Genomic DNA, 2,732 nt, shown 5'->3' on the forward strand with positions numbered 1-2,732 from the left:
AAGGAGCCGTCCGCCTTGGCCGTCTCCTGAAGCGTCAGCCGCCCCGAATAACGGGCCACCGGAGCGTCGTCGGTGATGCGCACCGACAGGTTCACGTCGACATAGTCGCCGTCTCCGTCGGATGCGCGCACCGCAAGGTTGAGCGACTGCGCCGCACCGCGGCCGGTGTCGCCCGGCTGGTGGTCGATATTGCCGAGCAACGTGACCGTGTAGCCGCGGTCGGTGCCGTTGAGAACCGCCGTGAATACCGGCTCATCGCCGCGACCGGGCACATAGCCTTCGATCGTCAGCCCGTCGCTCGACAAACGGAAGAACACCGCCTGTCCGCCCGACGTCATGCCGGAATCCTGGCCCGCACCGCCCGCGACCAGCGTGCCGGAATTCTCGTTCGGCACGGTGAAGGAGCCTGAAAATTCCATCGAACCGAAGCCGTCGGCGCCGAAATTCACCTTGGTGATGTTACCCGTGGCAACGATCGGATCGGTGCCGTCCGTACCGGCCGGCTGCACGCCGGAGATGGCGACGATATCGTCCTCGTCGAGACCGACATTGTGGTTGCCGTCACCCGTCGATACCGGACCGTCGTCGTCGACCGTCACCGAGAAGGTGGCGCGCGAGGCGGTGTCGCCGTCGGCGTCGGTGGCGCGGAAGCCGAAGGTCAGCTTGAGGTCGTTCTCGCTGTTGGCCGGGCTGGCCGAATGGTCGAGATTGCCCAGCAGGTCGAACCGGTACGAGCCGTTCGTCGACGTCGGGTCCAGCGTCACCCGGAACACCTGGTCGGTCGCGTCGGTGTAGTCGCCGCCCGCCTTGTAGGCGATCAGCTCGTAGCCGCCGTTCCACGACCCGCCCACACCCGTCATCGTCTTGACGATCTGGTAGGACAGCGTCACCCCGTCGGAGCTCAGCGACCCCGACAGGCCAAGCTGCGAGGCCGTCACCGCGCCCTCGCCCAGCAGCGCCGTCGAGCCGCTCGCCTTCACGAAGTTCACACTGCGCCCGAACGTGTCGCCCGCGCTCTCGCCGTGAACGTTGTCGTCCGTGCCCCACGACACCCCCAGCGTACCGCCATTGGAGGCCGAAGCCCCGACAATGTCGCCGGCATAGCCATCATCCACATTGCCGCCGGACAGATTGTCCTCGTCGACGCTCACCGACACCGCCGAACCCTGCACGATCGTGTCGTCCAGGACCCGCACCTCGAACCCGCCGCCCACAGGGTCGCCGTCGCCGTCGCGCGCAACGAAGTCAAACTCGAAGCCGATCTCGTTCTCGCCGCCGCCCGCCGGATGGTCCAGCGTCTGCGACAGCACGAAGTCGTAGCTGCCCGCCCCCTGGTCCGACAGGCTCACCGTGAACACCACAGCACCGCCGGCGCCCGCCGTCGCCGTCACAACCGTCCCGTTGCCGCTCAGCGTGTAGACAAGCTCCACCCCGTTCGAAGACAGATTCCGGGCCTCGAGCCCCGCAACCGTGCCGTCGGCGAACACCACCGAGCGGTCGCCCGCAACCTGCGTCCCCGTGAAGCCGCCATCGACGTTCGCATTGCCGTTGTCCGCGCCCCAGCCGATGTTCAGCGACGCCGACGCCTGCTGCGTCGTCACGTTATAATCGCTGCCAAAGATGCCGAGGTCATAGTCCAGATCGCCGGTGATCGTGCCCGGCGTCGTATCCTCGTTGCCCCCGGCAAGCTGCTCTTCCTCCACATAGCGCGGGAAGACCGTGCCAAGCGCGACCGGCGTGTCGTCGTCAACGCTCACCGCGAACGCGCCCGTCGCGCTGTCCCCGTCGCCGTCGCGCGCCACATAGCCGAACGTCAGAACAATGTCGTCCTCGGTGCCCGCAACCGGGTGGTCCAAAACACCCTTCAGATCGAAGGCCCACGAGCCCGTGCCCTGGTCCGACAGGCTCACCGTGAACACCACAGCACCGCCGTCGCCAGCCGTCGCCGTCAGAACCGTCCCGTTGCCGCTCAGCGTGTAGACAAGCTCCACGCCGTTCGAGGACAGATCCTGCCCCTCCAGCGCCGCAACCACGTCAGCCCCGAACACAACCGAACGGTCGCCCGCAACCTGCGTCCCCGTGAAGCCGCCGTCCACGTTCCTGTTGCCGTCGTCCGAACCCCACAAAATCGACAGGTCGCCCGACGCATTCGTCGGAACCAGCAACGCATCGCCGCCCCCGAACAACGGACCCGGATTGCCGCCCGCAAGCCCGCCATCCTCGTCAACAATCCCGCTGTCCGCCACCCCGACAACCGGACCGTCGTCCGCGACATTGACCGTGAAACTGGTATCGACGGTGTCGCCGTCGGCATCCGCGGCCTGCACCGCAAAGGTCAGCGCGACGGAATCCGAGCCCGTCGCGTGATCAAGCGTACCAAGCAGATTGAAACTGTAGGAGCCGTGCGCCGATGTCGGATCGAGCGTCACGGTAAAGACGCGGGCTTCGTCGCCGCGCGCGTCACCCTTGTACGCGGTCAGCAACTCGCCGCCGTTTGCCAGCGTCGTGACCACATACTGCAGCGCAACGCCGCCCGACGACAGCGCCGCGCCATTCTCACCCGTCACCGCCGGTACACCGCCCGCCAGGAATGACAACGCGCGCCCGAATGTATCGCCCGCGCCATTGCCCTGCGTGTCGTTGTCCGCGCCCCAGTTGACGTTCAGAGCAACCGCACCGGTCGCGCCGGCGCCGGCAACGAAACCGTTCGCGCCCGCAAGCCCGTCCTCGGT

Annotated in this window: 1 protein-coding gene; it reads right to left on the reverse strand. The window is 67.1% G+C overall.

Features of this window, described 5'->3' with window-relative positions; all coding sequences use genetic code 11:
- On the reverse strand, positions 1-2,732 hold a 2,732-nt coding region (locus WBB07_RS29870; RefSeq protein ID WP_526313472.1), incomplete at both ends, for a T1SS-143 repeat domain-containing protein.

The sequence above is a fragment of the Mycobacterium sp. genome, assembly GCF_049647605.1.
Classification (GTDB): Bacteria; Actinomycetota; Actinomycetes; order Mycobacteriales; family Mycobacteriaceae; genus Mycobacterium.